General features: G+C 42.0%; 18 protein-coding genes. 17 read left to right on the forward strand and 1 reads right to left on the reverse strand.

The annotated features are described in order from the left end of the window. Positions 1 to 4 precede the first annotated feature (4 nt). From FOA33_RS03700 to FOA33_RS03715, 4 genes are all read left to right on the forward strand, one after another. Positions 5 to 1,240: a chloride channel protein gene (locus FOA33_RS03700; RefSeq protein ID WP_221160687.1), complete on the forward strand. Its 1,236-nt coding sequence runs from the start codon at positions 5 to 7 to the stop codon at positions 1,238 to 1,240. Then, positions 1,237 to 1,947 carry a type 1 glutamine amidotransferase gene (locus FOA33_RS03705; RefSeq protein ID WP_221160688.1) on the forward strand — a complete coding sequence of 237 codons (711 nt, stop codon included), beginning with the start codon at positions 1,237 to 1,239 and terminating at the stop codon, positions 1,945 to 1,947. Before FOA33_RS03700 ends, FOA33_RS03705 begins: the two co-directional genes overlap by 4 nt. Before the next feature lie 361 nt (positions 1,948 to 2,308). Beyond that, a complete protein-coding gene (gene deoD / locus FOA33_RS03710; RefSeq protein WP_221160689.1) occupies positions 2,309 to 3,019 on the forward strand; it encodes a purine-nucleoside phosphorylase in 711 nt (236 codons plus the stop codon). Between the two features lie 144 nt (positions 3,020 to 3,163). Then, complete coding sequence (locus FOA33_RS03715; protein ID WP_221160690.1) at positions 3,164 to 3,895, forward strand: NAD-dependent protein deacylase; 732 nt, start codon at positions 3,164 to 3,166, stop codon at positions 3,893 to 3,895. A 173-nt stretch (positions 3,896 to 4,068) separates the two neighbouring features. Here FOA33_RS03715 and pavA read toward each other — a convergent pair whose 3' ends face one another. Then, a complete protein-coding gene (gene pavA / locus FOA33_RS03720; RefSeq protein ID WP_221160691.1) occupies positions 4,069 to 5,736 on the reverse strand; it encodes an Rqc2 family fibronectin-binding protein PavA in 1,668 nt (555 codons plus the stop codon). A gap of 104 nt (positions 5,737 to 5,840) precedes the next feature. Between pavA and ybeY the strand changes: the two genes are divergently transcribed. The 13 genes from ybeY to tehB are packed head-to-tail and all read left to right on the forward strand — an operon-like array spanning position 5,841 to position 15,697. Beyond that, positions 5,841 to 6,338: an rRNA maturation RNase YbeY gene (gene ybeY, locus FOA33_RS03725; RefSeq protein WP_000275169.1), complete on the forward strand. Its 498-nt coding sequence runs from the start codon at positions 5,841 to 5,843 to the stop codon at positions 6,336 to 6,338. Continuing rightward, entirely contained in the window at positions 6,319 to 6,714 is a 396-nt protein-coding gene (locus FOA33_RS03730) for a diacylglycerol kinase family protein (RefSeq protein ID WP_000378181.1), read from the forward strand. Before ybeY ends, FOA33_RS03730 begins: the two co-directional genes overlap by 20 nt. 16 nt (positions 6,715 to 6,730) lie before the next feature. Continuing rightward, on the forward strand, positions 6,731 to 7,630 hold the full coding sequence (gene era / locus FOA33_RS03735) for a GTPase Era (RefSeq protein ID WP_000143275.1): 900 nt from the start codon (positions 6,731 to 6,733) through the stop codon (positions 7,628 to 7,630). 48 nt (positions 7,631 to 7,678) lie between these two features. Then, positions 7,679 to 8,503, forward strand: a complete 825-nt coding sequence (gene mutM / locus FOA33_RS03740; RefSeq protein WP_221160692.1) for a DNA-formamidopyrimidine glycosylase — start codon at positions 7,679 to 7,681, stop codon at positions 8,501 to 8,503. Next, positions 8,503 to 9,108: a dephospho-CoA kinase gene (gene coaE, locus FOA33_RS03745; RefSeq protein WP_221160693.1), complete on the forward strand. Its 606-nt coding sequence runs from the start codon at positions 8,503 to 8,505 to the stop codon at positions 9,106 to 9,108. The genes mutM and coaE overlap by 1 nt, the downstream gene beginning before the upstream one ends. Next, a complete protein-coding gene (locus FOA33_RS03750) occupies positions 9,095 to 10,294 on the forward strand; it encodes a multidrug efflux MFS transporter (RefSeq protein WP_221160694.1) in 1,200 nt (399 codons plus the stop codon). The genes coaE and FOA33_RS03750 overlap by 14 nt, the downstream gene beginning before the upstream one ends. Then, the gene (gene rpmG, locus FOA33_RS03755) at positions 10,294 to 10,443 is read left to right on the forward strand and encodes a 50S ribosomal protein L33 (RefSeq protein ID WP_221160695.1); all 150 of its coding nucleotides are present in this window, start codon (positions 10,294 to 10,296) and stop codon (positions 10,441 to 10,443) included. Before FOA33_RS03750 ends, rpmG begins: the two co-directional genes overlap by 1 nt. 39 nt (positions 10,444 to 10,482) lie before the next feature. Next, positions 10,483 to 10,716, forward strand: a complete 234-nt coding sequence (secG, locus tag FOA33_RS03760) for a preprotein translocase subunit SecG (RefSeq protein WP_000282517.1) — start codon at positions 10,483 to 10,485, stop codon at positions 10,714 to 10,716. Between the two features lie 58 nt (positions 10,717 to 10,774). Beyond that, positions 10,775 to 11,704, forward strand: a complete 930-nt coding sequence (locus FOA33_RS03765; RefSeq protein ID WP_225901058.1) for a hypothetical protein — start codon at positions 10,775 to 10,777, stop codon at positions 11,702 to 11,704. Between the two features lie 8 nt (positions 11,705 to 11,712). Further along, positions 11,713 to 12,003 carry a hypothetical protein gene (locus tag FOA33_RS09195; RefSeq protein WP_247917960.1) on the forward strand — a complete coding sequence of 97 codons (291 nt, stop codon included), beginning with the start codon at positions 11,713 to 11,715 and terminating at the stop codon, positions 12,001 to 12,003. Positions 12,004 to 12,038: 35 nt separating this feature from the next. Further along, the gene (gene rnr, locus FOA33_RS03770; RefSeq protein WP_221160696.1) at positions 12,039 to 14,393 is read left to right on the forward strand and encodes a ribonuclease R; all 2,355 of its coding nucleotides are present in this window, start codon (positions 12,039 to 12,041) and stop codon (positions 14,391 to 14,393) included. Further along, on the forward strand, positions 14,356 to 14,823 hold the full coding sequence (smpB, locus tag FOA33_RS03775; RefSeq protein ID WP_001051742.1) for an SsrA-binding protein SmpB: 468 nt from the start codon (positions 14,356 to 14,358) through the stop codon (positions 14,821 to 14,823). The genes rnr and smpB overlap by 38 nt, the downstream gene beginning before the upstream one ends. A gap of 13 nt (positions 14,824 to 14,836) precedes the next feature. Next, on the forward strand, positions 14,837 to 15,697 hold the full coding sequence (gene tehB, locus FOA33_RS03780; protein WP_221160697.1) for an SAM-dependent methyltransferase TehB: 861 nt from the start codon (positions 14,837 to 14,839) through the stop codon (positions 15,695 to 15,697). The last annotated feature ends 145 nt before the right edge of the window (positions 15,698 to 15,842 follow it).

Consider the following 15,842-nt stretch of genomic DNA (forward strand, 5'->3'; position numbering starts at 1 on the left):
TCCTATGAAAGCACGACTCCGAAGCCTGCCCTACGGACTGAGGCTACTTCTAGCCACTCTATCATTGGGAATAGGGACGGGTCTGGTCGGAATTGCTTGCCATTATTTACTAGAAAGTGTGCAATGGCTGGCCTTTGGCCAAACTAGTTCGGATTTGCTCCAGCAATTTCAAGAAGCTGGGGGTCTCCGTAGATTCCTCGTTCTGTGTGTGACAGGGGTCTTGGCAGCTGGCTTCTGGTATGTCCTACAAAGGCACCATAAGATTTTGTCTATTCGTCAGCAAATTATATTAGCTGGAGACAGGGAGCCAGCGCTCTTAGCCCACCTCTTTCATGCAGGTATGCAGATTGCGATTGTCGGAGCAGGCGCATCGGTCGGAAAAGAAGGAGCACCACGCGAGGTTGGGGCCCTTCTAGCTGGTTGCTTGTCAAAGGGGTTCTCTTTAGCCCTTAAAGAACGGAAGGTGTTGGTTGCCTGTGGGGCAGGAGCAGGTCTAGCTGCGGTCTATCAGGTTCCCTTTGCTAGTAGCTTGTTTGTCTTTGAGACCTTAGGACTTACCTATAGTTGGCAGAACTTTTTGCTGGTTTTGGCTAGTACTTATCTGGCAACCTGGGTGGCTCAGCCCATTGTTGGTCAGGATGCTATTTATCATCTATCTGCGGTCTCATGGTCGGTCAGCGGTTTCTTACAAGCTATTCTGATTGCGTTATTAGTCACTCCTCTAGCACTGGTTTTTCGATCCTTAGCCAAGCAAGCTAATCGCAAACGGCGCAAGGATGAGACGATCCTTTGGGCTCTTCCTCTAGCCTTTCTCGTGCTGGGGAGCCTGGCAGTCTTTTTCCCTATCTTTATGGGAAATGGCCAGGTACTAGCCCAAGCCTTGTTGTCTAGCCAGCCAATTTCCTATCTTCCATTGACTCTTGCAGTGAAGGGGCTTCTAGTTTATCTCCTCTTGCGTAATGGTGCCTATGGGGGAACCTTGACACCATCATTTGCCTTGGGGATTGGATCTGGCTATTTAGTGACTTTACTTTTGACAGTAGTTGGCATTCATCTGGATCCAGCTCTAGGAATGCTACTAGGAGCAACAGTCTTTTTAGGAACGACCTTACAAGCTCCTCTGACGGCCATTGCACTGAGCCTTGGATTTACAGGTCAGGATTGGAGTTTGACAATACCGCTTGTACTAGCGACAGGAATGTCTTACGTGATTCGAAAGAGATGGGAGGAGAAACAATGAAGGTACATTTTGTACTGCATGAAACATTTGAAGTTCCGGGCGCTTATCTAAAATGGGCTCTGGCACGAGGGCATCACATTACATCAACAAAGGTTTACGAAAAAGAACCTCTTCCTGAAACAATTGACGGGATTGATTTTCTGATTGTCATGGGTGGTCCCCAATCTCCTGATGAGGATAGAGAAAACTTCCCATACTATGACCCTAAGGCTGAGCTTGCTTTTATGAAAGAAGCGATTGCTGCAGATATCTATATCGTTGGTGTCTGTCTTGGTGCGCAGCTCCTATCTGTTGCCTATGGTGCGAAGTATGAACACAGTCCTGAGCGCGAGATCGGCGTTTATCCTGTGACATTGACGATGCAAGGTCTAACAGACCCTCATGTTAGCTTGTTCGGAGAAAGCTTAGAAACTGGCCACTGGCATGGTGATATGCCAGGGCTGACAGAGGATGCTGTTGTTCTTGCGACGAGTCAAGGTTGTCCACATCAGATTATTCGCTTCAGTCCGAAACATTATGCCTTTCAGGCTCATTTGGAATTTGATGCAGAAGCAGTAGAATTATTGATTGCTGCGGATGGTGAAGAGCAATTAAGAGAGCAAAGTGAAAAGTTACCTTTTGTTCAAACACCAGAAGAATTACGTGGGAACGATTATTCCGAAATGAATGCAAAACTGTATGCATTTTTAGATTCATTGGTAAAATAGGAACTACAGAAAGGCAGAGTATCTGAGTTATAGTCAAACTCGGGCTAACTATTCTGCGAAATATTTAAATTTAAAATCAAGAAAGAAAGGATGGGTAAACCGTATTCGCTGAACTGAATACGGGCGGAGAACTATGTAAAAAAGATAAACTGTCTAGCATCTGCGATGCTTCGTCAGTTTCCTATTTATAGTTTGTTCTCCGTCGCTATCCTAAATATACAAAAAGAAAGGTAGAGTAAAGTGTTCTAATTTGAACACGAGCGGAAAACTTGGAAAATAGATAATCTGACTGAGAAATCAGGATTTCTCGTCAGATTCCTAATTTTCAGTCGTTTTCTTCTCGCTCTTTGTATCATAAATTATGTCTATCCATATTGCTGCTAAGCAGGGTGAAATTGCTGATAAAATTCTTCTTCCGGGGGATCCTCTTCGTGCGAAATTTATTGCGGAGAACTTCCTTGAAGATGCTGTTTGTTTTAATGAAGTGCGTAACATGTTTGGTTACACTGGTACTTACAAGGGTCACCGTGTATCTGTCATGGGAACTGGGATGGGGATGCCATCCATTTCGATTTATGCGCGTGAGTTGATTGTGGACTACGGTGTGAAAAAATTGATCCGTGTGGGAACTGCGGGTTCGTTAAATGAGGATGTTCACGTTCGTGAATTGGTCTTGGCGCAGGCAGCTGCAACCAATTCAAACATCATCCGCAACGACTGGCCACAGTATGATTTCCCACAAATCGCTAGCTTTGATTTGCTAGACAAGGCCTACCATATCGCCAAAGATCTCGGTATGACCACCCATGTTGGGAACGTCTTGTCATCAGATGTCTTTTACTCAAACTACTTTGAAAAGAACATCGAGCTTGGTAAATGGGGAGTTAAGGCTGTGGAAATGGAAGCAGCAGCCCTTTACTATCTTGCTGCTCAACATCACGTTGGTGCGCTAGCTATTATGACTATTTCTGATAGCTTGGTCAATCCAGATGAAGATACCACTGCAGAAGAACGCCAAAATACCTTCACTGATATGATGAAGGTTGGATTGGAAACCTTGATTGCAGAGTAATCAGAGAATAGCTTTTCAATTACATTAGTTACAAGAACTGTTGTAAGTGATCTATTTTCAATATCTAAGCAATGATAAAGAAAGAGTTGAAAATCCAACTATTGATTTTCAACTTTTTTAGAACCCAGCTTAAGGAGAAATGTGATGGATAAAATTGAACAATTACAAGACTTGATAGATCAAAGCCAACGGATTGTTTTCTTTGGAGGGGCAGGAGTGTCAACCGAGTCTAATATCCCAGATTTTCGTAGTTCAGATGGTCTTTATAGTCATCAGTTAGGTCGTCATTTTACGGCAGAGCAACTCGTTTCTCGGACCATGTTTGAGCGCTATCCAGAAGATTTTTTTGACTTCTATAAAAAATACCTGATTTATCCAGAAGCAAAGCCTAATGCTGCTCACACTTATCTGGCTGCTTTGGAAAAGACAGGTAAGCTAAAGGCTGTTGTGACACAAAATATCGATAGTCTTCATGAAATGGCTGGCTCTCAAAAGGTCTTTAAATTGCATGGGAGTGCGGACCGAAATTACTGCCTAGGTTGTCATCGTTTCTATGACTTAACTGCCTTTCTGGCCCTCGAGGGACCTGTTCCCCACTGCTTAGACTGTGGTAAGGTGGTCAAGCCTGACGTGACCTTGTATGAAGAATCACTTGACATGGATGTTTTTAGTCAAGCTGCACAAGCTATTCGGCAAGCAGATTTGCTGATTATTGGTGGGACTTCCTTGGTTGTTTATCCTGCAGCTAGCCTAGTAAACTATTTTTCTGGGACAAATCTGGTCCTTATCAATAAAACCAGTACTCCACAAGACAGCCAAGCTACATTGGTCATTGAAGGCAAGATTGGGGAAGTCTTTTCGAAATTGAGACAATAAAAGAATTTTAGAAGATAGAAAAATATCTCATTTATTGAGCACTATCTCGCTCTTTAAGAGTTATTAAAAACTGGCTGAGAAAATCAAAACTCCTTCAATGATATGATGAAGGTCGGCTTGGAAAACTTGATTGCAGAGTGAAATGTAAAAGAAAATCCTGATTTCAAGTTGAATCAGGATTTTTTCATAGATGCGATTTTTTCTGGGTCTGGTGTGACACGGAGGGTCTTTTGTCCAGTATAAGTAACAAAACCGGGTTTTCCACCTGTTGGTTTGTTGAGTTTTTTGACTTCTATCATATCCACTTGCACGAGATTTGACAAGCGCCCTTTGGAGAAGTAGGCAGCTAGCTCCGCTGCATCTGTCTTAACTTCGTCAGAAGGGTCAAGATTTCCTGAGATGACGACATGGCTTCCTGGAATGTCCTTGGCATGGAACCAAAGTTCCTCCTTGCGGGCCATTTTAAAGGTCAATTCCTCATTTTGAAGATTGTTTCGACCGACATAGATGATAGTTTTGCCATCACTCGCCAGATACTGTTCTGGTTTTTTGCGTTTCTGAATTTTCTCGCGTTGGCGTCTTCTAATGAAGCCTGTTTGGATCAATTCTTCACGGATTTCAGCAATTTCTTCCAGCCCAGCTTGGTTGAGAACCGTTTCGACGCTTTCCAAATAGAGAATGGTTGCCTTGGTTTTCTCAATCAGCTCAGTCAAGTATTTGACAGCTTCTTTAAGTTTCTGATAGCGTTTAAAGTAGCGTTGGGCATTCTGGCTGGGAGTTAGTGCCTTATCAAGAGCAATGGTGATAGGCTGATTCGTGTAGTAATTATCCAAGACTACCTGGTCTTGGTCATTCGGAACTTGGTGGAGGAAGGTTGTCAACAATTCTCCTTTTTGGCGAAATTCCTCAGCATTGTCTGTCGCTAGTAACTCTTTTTCTTGTTTTTTAAGCTTATGGCGATTTTTTTGAAGCTCATTTTCAACACGACGAATGAGTTCACTGGCTTGCTGTTTAACGCGGTCGCGCTCGGCCTTATCCTTATAATAGGTATCTAAGAGATCCGAAAGACTGGTAAAAGGCTCTCCTACACTATTTTCGAAGGGAATTGGACTGAAGGAAGTCTCTGTTAAGCATGGCTTGGTTTTTTGACTGAAAAAGTTACGGAAAGTAGACAGTCTATCACTGACCAAGAGTCTTTCCAGTTCGTTTGCCGTATCACGTCCCAGACCTTGAAAGAGACTTTGAAGATTTTTTGCTGTTAGTTCCTGTGTTTGCAGAATTTCAAAGAGCTTTTCAAAGAGCTTTTCATCCTTGATAGTAAAAGGATTGAGAGATTCGGTGCTTGGTGGAGCGATATAGGTCGAACCTGGAAGTAAGGTGCGGTAGCTATTTTGTGAAAAGCCGACGTGTTTGATGACTTCGAGGATTTTATGGCTACTTTTATCTACGAGGAGAATATTGCTGTGTTTACCCATGATCTCGATAATCAGGGTAGCCTGATTATGGTCTCCAATCTCGTTTTTATTAGAAACGGTAATTTCCACGATACGGTCATTTTCCACTTGCTCAATCGACTCAATCAGGGCACCCTGCAAATACTTTCTCAAAACCATGATAAAAGTAGAAGGTTGGGCTGGATTTTCAAAAGTCGTTTGGGTCAGCTGAATGCGTCCAAAAACGGGATGGGCAGAAAGGAGCAGGCGATGGCTTTGGCGATTGCTGCGGATTTGCAAGATCAACTCTTGTTCAAAAGGCTGATTGATTTTCTGAATGCGACCATTGACCAACTCGCTTCGCAATTCCTCAACCATGTGGTGTAAAAAAAATCCGTCAAATGACATCGTTCTCTCCTTGTGATTGTATTCCATAGTATTATATCAAAAAGGTAGAATAAAATCATGGAAATGTGGTATAATAAAGCCAAGTAAAGAGAATCGAGAAGTACATGTATATTGAAATGGTAGATGAAACTGGTCAAGTTTCACAAGAAATCTTGCAACAAACTCAAGAAATTTTGGAATTTGCGGCCCAAAAAATAGGAAAAGAAGACAAGGAGATGGCAGTCACTTTTGTGACCAACGAGCGTAGCCATGAACTCAATCTCGAGTACCGTGATACGGATCGTCCGACAGATGTTATCAGCCTTGAGTATAAACCAGAGTTGGATATTGCCTTTGACGAAGAGGATTTGCTTGAAAATCCTGAATTAGCAGAAATGATGTCCGAGTTTGATGCCTACATTGGGGAACTGTTCATCTCTATCGATAAAGCGCATGAGCAGGCTGAGGAATACGGTCACAGCTTTGAGCGTGAAATGGGCTTCTTGGCAGTACACGGCTTTTTACACATTAACGGCTACGATCACTACACTCCGGAAGAAGAAGCGGAGATGTTCGGTTTACAAGAAGAAATTTTGACAGCCTATGGACTCACAAGACAATAAACGAAAATGGAAAAATCGTGACCTGGTATCTAGTTTAGAATTTGCCCTGACAGGAATTCTGACTGCTTTCAAGGAAGAACGCAATATGCGAAAACATGCAGTGACGGCTCTAGTAGTCATCCTTGCAGGTTTTGTTTTTCAGGTGTCACGAATTGAATGGCTCTTTCTCCTAATGAGCATTTTCTTGGTAGTAGCCTTTGAAATTATTAACTCTGCTATTGAAAATGTGGTGGATTTAGCCAGTCACTATCACTTTTCTATGTTGGCAAAGAAAGCCAAGGACATGGCAGCAGGAGCCGTGTTAGTTGTCTCTCTTTTTGCTGCAGTGACAGGTGCACTTATCTTTCTCCCACGCATTTGGGATATACTATTTTAAACAGTAAGAGGAAATTATGACATTTAAATCAGGCTTTGTAGCCATTTTAGGACGTCCCAATGTTGGGAAGTCAACCTTTTTGAATCACGTCATGGGGCAAAAGATTGCCATTATGAGTGACAAGGCGCAAACAACACGTAATAAAATCATGGGGATTTACACAACGGATAAGGAACAAATCGTCTTTATCGACACACCAGGAATTCACAAGCCCAAAACAGCTCTTGGGGATTTCATGGTGGAATCTGCCTACAGCACCCTTCGTGAAGTAGACACTGTTCTATTCATGGTGCCAGCTGATGAGCCACGTGGTAAGGGTGACGATATGATTATCGAGCGTCTGAAAGCTGCCAAGGTTCCTGTGATTCTGGTGGTGAATAAGATTGACAAGGTCCATCCAGATCAGCTTTTGGCTCAGATTGATGACTTCCGTAACCAGATGGACTTTAAGGAAATTGTTCCGATCTCAGCTCTTCAGGGAAATAACGTTTCTCGACTAATCGATATTTTGAGTGAAAATCTAGAGGAAGGTTTCCAGTATTTCCCATCTGATCAAATCACAGATCATCCTGAGCGTTTCTTGGTTTCTGAGATGATTCGTGAGAAGGTTCTTCATTTAACGCGTGAAGAGATTCCTCATTCAGTTGCCGTAGTGGTTGACTCTATGAAACGAGACGAAGAGACAGACAAGGTTCACATCCGTGCAACCATCATGGTGGAGCGAGATAGCCAAAAAGGCATTATCATCGGGAAAGGTGGCGCTATGCTCAAGAAAATTGGGACCATGGCCCGTCGTGATATCGAACTCATGCTAGGGGACAAGGTTTTCCTAGAAACTTGGGTCAAGGTCAAGAAAAACTGGCGTGATAAAAAGCTAGATTTGGCTGACTTTGGCTATAATGAAAAAGAATACTAAGTAGAGGTGGGCTCATGCCTGCTTCTTGTTTTTACAGAAGGAGGATTTATGCCTGAATTACCTGAGGTTGAAACCGTTCGTCGTGGCTTAGAAAAATTGATTTTGGGAAAGAAGATTTCTAATATAGAGATTGCTTATCCTAAGATGATCAAGACAGATTTGGACGAGTTTCAAAAGGAAGTGCCTGGTCAAGTTGTTGAGTCAATGGGACGCCGTGGAAAATATCTGCTTTTTTACCTGACAGACAAGGTCTTGATTTCCCATTTGCGGATGGAGGGCAAGTATTTCTACTATCCGGAACAGGTTCCTGAACGCAAGCATGCCCATGTTTTCATTGAGTTTGACGATGGAGGAACGCTTGTATATGAGGACGTACGCAAATTTGGTACTATGGAACTGCTGGCGCCTGCCCTTTTGGATGCCTACTTTATTTCTAAGAAACTAGGACCTGAGCCAAGAGAGCAGGACTTTGATTTGCAGGTCTTTCAAGCTGCCCTAGCCAAGTCTAAAAAGCCTATCAAATCCCACCTCCTAGACCAGACCCTGGTAGCTGGCCTTGGCAATATCTATGTGGATGAGGTCCTCTGGCGTGCTCAGGTCCATCCAGCAAGACCTTCACAGACTTTGACAGTAGACGAAACGTCAGCCATACATAGGCAGACTATAGCTGTTTTGGGACAGGCTGTTGAAAAAGGGGGCTCAACCATTCGGACCTATACCAATGCCTTTGGGGAAGATGGAACCATGCAGGACTTCCATCAGGTCTATGATAAGACTGGACAAGCATGTTCCCGCTGTGGGACAGTGATTGAGAAATTCCAGCTCGGTGGACGAGGAACTCATTTTTGTCCTCAGTGTCAAAGGAGGGGCTGATGGGAAACATCATTGGAATCACAGGAGGAATTGCTTCAGGTAAGTCAACTGTGACAAATTTCCTAAGAGAGCAAGGCTTTCAAGTAGTGGATGCTGACGCAGTCGTCCACCAACTACAAAAACCTGGTGGTCGTCTTTATCAACTCTTAGTTCAGCACTTTGGGAAGGAAATTATCTTAGAAAATGGAGAACTCAATCGCCCTCTTCTGGCTAGTCTCATCTTTTCAAATCTTGAGGAGCGGGAATGGTCTAAGCAAACCCAAGGAGAGATTATTCGTGAGGAATTGGCTGCATTGCGAGGCGAGTTGGCTCAGACAGAAGCGATTTTTTTCATGGATATTCCCCTGCTTTTTGAACAGGACTACGCCAACTGGTTTGATGAAACATGGCTGGTCTATGTGGACCGAGATATCCAATTAGAACGTTTCATGAAACGGGATCACCTTTCTAAGGAAGTAGCAGAGTCGCGTCTGGCAGCCCAGTGGTCTTTAGAAGAAAAGAAAAAATTGGCGAGTCGCATATTAGATAACAATGGCAGTCGTGATCAGCTTGTGAGTCAAGTAGTGAGGTTACTTGAAGGAGGCGATAGCTGTGCAAGAGATTAGTTGGAAAGAGAATCTTCGTGTCGCCTGGTTCGGTAGTTTTCTAACGGGCGCCAGTATTTCCTTGGTCGTCCCTTTCATGCCTATCTTTGTAGAGCAGTTGGGAATTGAAAGCGACCAAGTTGCTTTCTATGCTGGATTAGCCATCTCAGTTTCGGCTGTTTCAGCAGCTCTAGTTTCTCCCATCTGGGGTATTCTTGCTGACAAATATGGTCGAAAGCCCATGATGATTCGAGCAGGTCTTGCCATGACCATTACCATGGGAGGTTTGGCCTTCGTGCCAAATATCTATTGGCTACTCTTTCTGCGCTTGCTCAATGGTGTATTTACTGGTTTTGTCCCCAATGCAACAGCCTTGATTGCTAGTCAGGTACCTAAAGATAAGTCTGGAGCGGCTCTTGGAACTCTATCTACAGGTGTTGTTGCAGGAACACTGACGGGTCCCTTTGTTGGAGGCTTTATTGCTGAAATTTTTGGTATTCGTAATGTCTTTTTATTGGTAGGTGCTTTTTTATTTGTAGCTGCAATCTTAACTATTTTCTTTATCAAGGAAGATTTTCAGCCAGTAGCTAAGGAGAAAGCTATCCCAACGAAAGAAGTATTTTCTTCTTTCAAGTATCCTAGGCTTTTAGTAAACCTATTTTTGACGAGCTTTGTCATTCAATTTTCAGCTCAATCAATTGGTCCCATTCTAGCTCTCTATGTACGGGACTTAGGGCAGACTGAAAATCTCCTCCTTGTATCTGGATTGATCGTATCCAGCATGGGATTTTCTAGCATGATGAGTGCTGGAATTCTAGGAAAACTTGGAGATAAGGTGGGAAATCATAGACTTTTAGTTGCAGCGCAGATTTATTCTGTCATCATTTACCTTCTTTGTGCCCATGCGACCAGCCCCCTTCAACTTGGCGTGTATCGTTTTCTCTTTGGTTTGGGAACAGGAGCTCTCATACCGGGAGTCAATGCCCTTCTCAGCAAAATGACTCCAAAGTCTGGAATTTCAAGAATTTTTGCCTTCAACCAAGTCTTTTTTTACCTCGGTGGAGTGATTGGACCTATGGCGGGATCCGCAGTTGCAGGATATTTGGGCTATCATGCTGTTTTTTATGCGACAGCAGCCTGTGTAGCTTTCAGTTGTTTATGTAACATAGTGCAATTTAGATCATTATTAAAAGTAAAGGAAATCTAGTGCGAGTAAAAATCAATCTCAAGTGCTCCTCTTGTGGCAGCATAAATTATCTAACCAGTAAGAACTCCAAAACTCATCCTGACAAGATTGAGGTTTTAAAGTATTGTCCCAAGGAAAGAAAAGTAATCCTACATCTTGAATCTAAGTAGATTTTATGGTAAAATAATAGGGATTTTAAGGAGTTTGATATGTATAACCTATTGTTAACCATTTTATTAGTATTATCTGTTGTGATTGTGATTGCGATTTTCATGCAACCAACTAAAAACCAATCCAGCAATGTATTTGATGCCAGCTCAGGTGATTTGTTTGAACGTAGTAAGGCGCGTGGTTTTGAAGCTGTGATGCAACGTTTGACAGGTATCTTAGTCTTTTTCTGGCTAGCCATTGCCTTAGCATTGACGGTATTATCAAGTAGATAAGAAATGGGCGAGACTAGGTCTTAGCCTATTTTTATTTTGAATGAGAAGGAGCTTTAAAATGCATCTATCTGGGGAGTCTATTCAATTAGTTAAAGATTATTTTGAGAGTTACTTAACTGGCTACTCTATTGAGGTATTAGATTTTGACCATTATTCAAAAATATACATACTTAATGACTCCTTAATCTTACTATTTGAAGTTAACAGAAACAAGGTAGATTATGTAAATAATAAAGGTTTATGTAAGGAAGATTTAACAAATAATAGGTATATAGAGCCAGGTATATATGGAAATCACTATTATTCTTTTCGGATTGTTGAATTAACAAATAATGAAATAGGATGGAAATATAATAATGAGGAGTTTAAGAGAAAAGTAATTGCTTATATTGGAGAAGAATTGATATTTGTACCTATTGAGTATGTAAAGTTTAAAGGCTGGTCTAGATATTATTGGTCTATGGATATTCCTTCTGAAATTGAATATATTGATAAAGAAGTACCTCAATTAAGATTAAAAGAAAGATACGAAAAATGGGACGGATTTCGATATTACTTTATTTTTATAGAATTTAAGAAACCAAATAATACTTATGCAAAAGCTGTAGCATACTCCGTAAGTTCTCCTCGAGTCTATATTAATACACTTTGTAAAAATACGGTGAAAACAGGTAAATTATATAGAGATACTATGAGAGGAGGTAATTATGGTTGGATGGCCCCATTGGAAAAAGCATTCAATTTGTGGAAAGGAGTCAAGCGTGTTAGGAGATTAGAAGAAAATTTAACATACTTTTTCATAGAAGAATACCACAAAGAAAAAAGTTTGGTTTGTAAAAGAGCAGACGAGCTTGCGAATGAATTTAATGAGAATAGTTGTAAATTTGATAAATTAGAGAGAAGTAGCTGGTTACAACCTAATAATAAATGGATTTCAGAAGAACTTGTTTATCGTTTAACAAAAAAATGTTTAAAGATTACAAGGTAGTATATCGAATGAGACCTTTTTTTCTTCGCAGTAAGACTACCGGAGCACAATTATCCTATGACATTTTTATATCAGGATTAAATGTTGCAATTGAATATCAGGGGATTCAGCATTTTCAACCGGTAGAATTTTTTGGTGGGGAAAAAAATTTCGAGCGCCAATTAATTAGAGATAGAGAAAAGTATGAATTGAGCAAAGAAAATAATGTTTATCTAGTTTATATAAAATACGATGAAGAAATATCTGAGGAGTTAATAAAAAATAAGGTAAATATTATTTTAAATACTAATAAGGACTGAAAACATAGTTGCTATAGAATTACTAGAAAGAAAATATGAAAGATAAAATAAAAGAATATTTGCAAGAGAAGGGGCGAGTGACGGTCAATGACCTAGCTCAGGCTCTCGGAAAAGATGGATCTAAGGATTTCCGTGAGTTGATTAAAACCCTGTCTCTGATGGAAAGAAAGCACCAGATTCGTTTTGAAGATGATGGTAGCTTATGTCTGGACCAAAAGAAGAAACATGAAATTACCCTCAAAGGGATTTTTCATGCCCATAAAAACGGCTTTGGCTTTGTCAGTCTAGAAGGAGAAGAGGACGACCTTTTTGTAGGAAAAAACGATGTCAACTATGCCATTGATGGCGATACCGTTGAGGTCGTCATTAAGAAAGTTGCTGATCGTAACAAGGGAACAGCAGCAGAAGCCAAAATTATCGATATCCTAGAGCATAGTTTGACGACAGTTGTCGGGCAAATCGTTCTAGATCAGGAAAAGCCTAAGTATGCGGGTTACATCCGTTCAAAAAATCAGAAAATCAGCCAGCCAATCTATGTGAAGAAACCAGCTATCAAGTTGGAAGGTACTGAAGTTCTCAAGGTTTTTATAGACAAATATCCAAGTAAGAAACATGATTTCTTTGTCGCTAGTGTGCTTGACGTGGTGGGACACTCGACTGATGCTGGGATTGACGTTCTTGAAGTCTTGGAATCCATGGATATTGTCTCAGAATTTCCAGAAGCTGCTCTCAAGGAGGCAGAAAGTGTACCAGATGCTCCGTCTCAAAAGGATATGGAAGGGCGTCTTGATTTAAGAGATGAGCTTACCTTCACTATTGACGGCGCGGATGCCAAGGACTTGGACGATGCAGTACACATCAAGCCTTTGAAAAATGGCAATATCGAACTCGGAGTTCACATCGCGGATGTTTCCTACTATGTGACCGAGGGTTCTGCCCTCGACAAGGAAGCCCTTAACCGCGCGACTTCTGTCTACGTGACAGACCGTGTGGTTCCAATGCTTCCAGAACGACTGTCAAATGGCATCTGCTCTCTCAAGCCTCAAGTAGATCGCTTAACCCAGTCTGCTATTATGGAGATTGATAAACATGGTCGTGTAGTTCATTACACCATTACCCAAACGGTTATCAAAACTAGTTTTCGTATGACCTATAGCGCTGTTAATGATATCCTAGCTGGCGATGAGGAGAAGAGACAAGAGTTTAAGAAAATTGTTCCTAGTATCGAGCTCATGGCCAAGCTTCATGAAACGCTAGAAAGCATGCGTGAGAAACGTGGAGCTCTCAATTTTGATACCAACGAAGCTAAGATTTTGGTGGATAAAAAAGGTAAGCCTGTGGATATCGTTCTTCGTCAGCGTGGTGTTGCTGAGCGGATGATCGAGTCCTTCATGTTGATTGCTAACGAAACGGTTGCCGAGCACTATAGCAAGCTGGATCTACCTTTCATCTATCGAATTCACGAGGAGCCTAAGGCTGAAAAAGTTCAGAAGTTTATTGATTATGCTTCGAGTTTTGGCTTGCGCATTTATGGGACTGCCAGTGAGATTAGCCAGGAGGCCCTCCAAGACATCATGCGTACTGTTGAGGGAGAACCTTATGCAGATGTATTGTCCATGATGCTTCTTCGCTCTATGCAGCAGGCTCGCTATTCGGAGCACAATCACGGCCACTATGGATTAGCGGCTGACTATTACACTCACTTTACCAGTCCGATTCGCCGTTATCCAGACCTTCTTGTTCACCGTATGATTCGTGATTACGGCCGTTCTAAAGAAATAGCCGAGCATTTTGAACAAGTGATTCCAGAGATTGCGACCCAGTCTTCCAACCGTGAACGTCGTGCCATTGAGGCAGAGCGTGAAGTCGAAGCCATGAAAAAGGCTGAGTATATGGAAGAATACGTGGGCGAAGAGTACGATGCGATTGTGTCCAGCATCGTCAAGTTTGGTCTCTTTGTTGAATTGCCAAATACAGTCGAAGGCTTGATTCATATTACCAATTTGCCTGAATTTTATCATTTCAATGAGCGGGATTTGACACTCCGTGGAGAGAAATCGGGCATAACTTTCCGTGTAGGACAGCAGATTCGTATTCGGGTAGAAAGAGCTGACAAGATGACGGGGGAAATTGATTTCTCTTATATCCCAAGTGAGTTTGATGTGATTGAAAAAGGATCGAAACAGTCTAGTCGTAGTGACAGAGGGCGTGGTTCAAATCGTCGTTCAGATAAGAAGGAAGACAAGAGAAAATCAGGACGCTCAAATGATAAGCACAAGCATTCACAAAAAGATAAAAAGAAAAAAGGAAAGAAACCCTTTTACAAAGAAGTAGCTAAGAAAGGAGCCAAACATGGCAAAGGGCGAGGGAAAGGTCGTCGCACAAAATAAAAAAGCGCACCACGACTATACAATCGTAGATACGCTAGAGGCAGGAATGGTCCTGACAGGAACGGAGATCAAGAGCGTTCGAGCTGCTCGAATCAATCTCAAGGACGGCTTTGCCCAAGTAAAAAATGGGGAAGTCTGGCTGAGTAATGTTCATATCGCCCCTTACGAAGAGGGCAATATCTGGAACCAGGAACCTGAACGCCGTCGCAAACTCCTGCTCCATAAGAAACAAATTCAAAAATTGGAACAGGAAACTAAAGGGACAGGGATGACTCTTGTTCCCCTCAAAGTCTATATCAAAGATGGCTATGCCAAGCTTCTTTTAGGACTTGCTAAAGGGAAACATGACTATGACAAACGGGAGTCAATCAAGCGTCGTGAACAAAACCGCGACATTGCGCGTGTGATGAAAGCAGTCAACCAGCGATAAAAGAGGAAGTGAAATGGAAAAATTAATTGCCTATAAACGTATGCCCTTGTGGAACAAACAGACCATGCCTGAGGTAGTTCAGCAGAAACATAATACTAAGATTGGGACTTGGGGCAAGATTACTGTTTTAAAAGGAACTCTTAAGTTTATTGAGTTGACAGAAGATGGTGAGGTTCTTGCTGAGCACCTCTTTGAGGCTGGGGCCGACAACCCCATGGCGCAACCACAAGCCTGGCACCGAGTGGAGGCTGCCACAGATGATGTAGAGTGGTACTTGGAATTTTATTGTAAACCTGAGGATTATTTCCCTAAGAAATACAATACAAATCCAGCCCATTCGGAAGTCTTAGAAGCTATGCAAACGGTAAAACCAGGAAGGGCCTTGGATTTAGGTTGTGGTCAAGGCCGTAACTCTCTCTTTCTCGCACAGAATGGTTTTGATGTGACAGCAGTGGATCAAAATGAATTGTCCCTTGAAATCTTGCAAAGCATTGTTGGGCAGGAAGACCTGAATATGCCTGTTGGTCTTTACGATATCAATTCAGCCAGTATTGGGCAGGCGTATGATTTCATCGTATCGACAGTTGTTCTGATGTTCCTACAAGCAGACCGCATTCCAGCTATTATCCAAAATATGCAGGAGCACACCACGGTCGGAGGCTACAACCTCATCGTCTGTGCTATGGACACGGAGGATTATCCTTGCTCAGTCAACTTCCCATTCACCTTTAAAGAAGGGGAGTTGGCGGACTACTACAAGGATTGGGAATTGATTAAGTACAATGAAAATCCAGGACACTTGCACCGTCGTGATGAAAATGGCAATCGTATTCAACTACGATTTGCGACTATGCTAGCCAGAAAAATAAAGTAAATCAAGTAAATCAAACACCAACAAGCGAATAGTAACCGATTTGCAAGGTTTCTATTCGTTTTTGTTTGCGTTGGGTGATTGGGGCAAGCAGGATTTTATGCTATACTAGAAGTAGGAAATCTGAGTAGTAGAGCTGTGTTGCCGA

This window comes from Streptococcus cristatus (assembly GCF_019685515.1).
In the GTDB taxonomy this organism is placed as follows: Bacteria; Bacillota; Bacilli; order Lactobacillales; family Streptococcaceae; genus Streptococcus.